Here is a 3021-nt window from a genome sequence, read left to right on the forward strand (position 1 = left end):
TATCGGGGCGGGGGGCAGATCACTGTCGCCCATCGCGACAGTCACGCTGGCAAACGGGATTTCCAGCCTTTGCGCAGCCGCCTGGGCGATGACGGTATAGGCGCCCGTGCCGATCTCGTGGCCGGCGATCTCCACCCGCGCATGTCCGTCACGCTGCAGTCGCACGCGCGCCGCGGCCGGCGCCATCTGGGTCGGATAGCAGGTGGTGGCGCAGCCATAGCCGATCAGCCAGTCTCCATCGCTCATCGACCGGGGGGCCGGCTTGCGTTCCGACCAGCCGAACGCCTGCGCGCCTTCGTCGAAGCAGGCCATCAGCGAGCGGGACGTATAGGGTTTGCCGCCAATCGGCTCGTGGGTCGTGTCGTTGATGCGGCGCAGCTCGATCGGGTCCATGTCGAGCGCGACTGCGAGTTCGTCGATCGCGCTTTCCAGCGCGAACATGTAGGGGACCTCCGGCGGCGATCGCATGAAGCCGGGCGTATTACGATCGGCGTGGACGATCGACACCCGGCTTGCGACGTTCGGACAGGCATAGAGCCGCGTCGTCGTCTTCGTGCCGCCGACGACATAGGGATCGGGGCGCGAGGAAACCTCCTCGCCGTCGTGCCGCAGCGCGACCAGCCGGCCGTCGCGGCTGGCGCCGATCTGAATGGTGTGCCGGGTCTCGGCACGGTATGTCGCGATCGTAAAGCCCTGATCGCGGCTCGCGACCAGCTTGACCGGTCGGTTCAGCTGCCGCGCGATGACAGCGATGATGGCCGTGCGCGGCGTCACCGAGCCTTTCGATCCGAAGGCGCCGCCGATGTAGCGGCTGATCACCCGCACCTTGTCCGCCGGGATGTCGAGCTGCTCGGCGACGCCGTTCTTCAGGCCATAGACCGACTGGCTGGGTTCGTAGATCGTGAGCTGGTCGCCGCGCCAGGCGCAGCTCGTGGCAAACAGCTCCATCGGATTGTGGTGCTGCGTCGGGGTCTCGTAGTCCGCCGCAACCTTGACGTCTGCCTGCGCGAAGGCGGTCGCGAAATCGCCGACGGACGGATCTTCCTTGAACTGGGAAGCCTGCCCTTGCGCCGGCGCCAATGTCGTGCCCGCCGAATCGAAGGTCGCGCTTGGCGGCTCCGCCGTCGTTCTGACCTTGACCAGATGCGCGGCCTCGCGCGCTGCCTCAAAAGTTTCCGCCGTCACGACCGCAACGATCTGGCCTTCATGTCCGATCTCGGCGGATTTCAGCGGCTGGATCGTGGTGGAGGCATAGCCACCATTGCTGAACAGCTTTGCATCCTTCACCTTGCCGATATTCTCGTGCGTGAAGATCTCGATCACGCCGCGGACGCGCCTGGCCTCAGCGAGATCGAACGCATCGATACGGCCCTTGGCGATCGCGCTGGTCACGAGACAGGCGTAAGCGGGATGCGCCAGCGGCATGTCCGCGGCATAGGCAGCCTCGCCGGTCACCTTCGCAACGGCGTCATAGCGGGGAACGGGCTCGCCCATGTTGGCCTTGGGCTCGGGTGCGGCAGTCGACATGCTCAAATCTCCATCGCTGCGGCCTGGTGGAGGGCGCGCGCCACCACGTGCTTGCCAAGCGCAATCTTGAACGCATTGTCTTTCCGCGGGATCGCGCCGGCGAAGGCGGCGTCCGCGGCGCGCTCGGCCAACGCGTCGTCGAAGCGGGCGCCATCCAGCACTGCTTCGGCTTCCCGGGCGCGCCATGGAACGGTGGCAAGTCCGCCGAGCGCGACGCGGGCCTTTCGCACCACGCCGTCTTGCACGTCGAGTGCGACGGCCGCGGAGGCCAAGGCAAATTCATAGGACTGGCGGTCGCGCACCTTCAGGAAGATGGAGCGCGGCCAACGCCCCGCGATCGCAAAACCTGATATCAGTTCGTTCGGCGCCAGCGTCGTTTCCAGCTGAGGCGTCGCGCCCGGCGGCCTGTGCAGTTGCGCGAACGGCAAGCTGCGGCGTCCCGATGGGCCGACGACATCGACATTGGCATCGAGCGCGATGAGGGCCTGCGCGAAATCGCCGGGATAGGTCGCGATGCATTGCTCCGATGTGCCGAGCACGGCGTGAGCGCGGTTGAAGCCCTCGATTGCCGCGCAGCCAGATCCCGGGTTGCGCTTGTTGCAATTGGCGTAGCTGACATCACGGAAATAGCTGCAGCGCGTGCGCTGCAGGACGTTGCCGCCCAGTGTCGCCATGTTGCGCAGCTGCGCGCTGGCGGCGAGCTTCAGCGAATCCGCGACGAGCGGGTAGCTGCGCTGGACCTCCGGATCGGCAGCGACGTCGGCCATTCTTGCCAGAGCACCAAGCCGCAGATGGCCGTCCGCGGCAACGATCTGCGACCACTCGCGCGCGAGCGGATTGATATCGATGACGGTGCCCGGCCGCATCACGTCGAGCTTCATCAGGTCGATCAGGGTCGTGCCGCCGGCGAGCACCTGGACGGCGGCGTCGGTGGGCGCGACGCCCGCGCCAGTGGCGCCGAGCGCTTGAACTGCGGCGGACGCATCCGCGGCTCTCTGATAGGCAAAGGCGCGCATGGTCCTAGCCTCTCTGGATTTCGCCGGCCGCCTGTTTCACGGCGGCGACGATGTTGGGATAGGCGGCGCAGCGGCAGATGTTGCCGCTCATGTATTCCCTGATCTCCGCATCGCTGTTGGCGTGGCCTTCCCTGACGCAGGCCACCGCCGACATGATCTGGCCCGGGGTGCAATAGCCGCATTGGAATGCATCCTGATCGATGAAGGCCTGCTGCATCGGATGCAGCTTGCCATTGCTCGCCAGGCCCTCGATGGTCTGAATGTCCTTGTCCTGCGCCGAGGCAGCAAGCGTCAGGCACGAAACCACGCGCCGGCCGTCGATCAGGACGGTGCAGGCACCGCACTGGCCGTGATCGCAGCCCTTCTTGCTTCCGGTCAGGCCGAGATGTTCGCGCAGCGCATCGAGCACGGTCGTCCTGACATCGATCATCAACGGCTTGTCCTCGCCATTGACGCGCAAGACCATGCTGACCGGCAC

At 66.3% G+C, this 3021-nt stretch carries 3 protein-coding genes; all 3 read right to left on the reverse strand.

Annotated features, from left to right (window positions below; all coding sequences use genetic code 11):
• Nucleotides 1-1527: xanthine dehydrogenase family protein molybdopterin-binding subunit (locus JOZ76_RS29495; RefSeq protein WP_291704728.1), on the reverse strand; the 1527-nt coding region annotated here is incomplete at its 3' end.
• A 2-nt stretch (nt 1528-1529) separates the two neighbouring features.
• Entirely contained in the window at nt 1530-2543 is a 1014-nt protein-coding gene (locus tag JOZ76_RS29500; protein WP_291704730.1) for an FAD binding domain-containing protein, read from the reverse strand.
• Between the two features lie 4 nt (nt 2544-2547).
• Entirely contained in the window at nt 2548-3021 is a 474-nt protein-coding gene (locus JOZ76_RS29505) for a (2Fe-2S)-binding protein (protein WP_441300125.1), read from the reverse strand.

It is taken from the genome of Bradyrhizobium sp., from assembly GCF_019244115.1.
Lineage (GTDB): Bacteria > Pseudomonadota > Alphaproteobacteria > Rhizobiales > Xanthobacteraceae > Bradyrhizobium.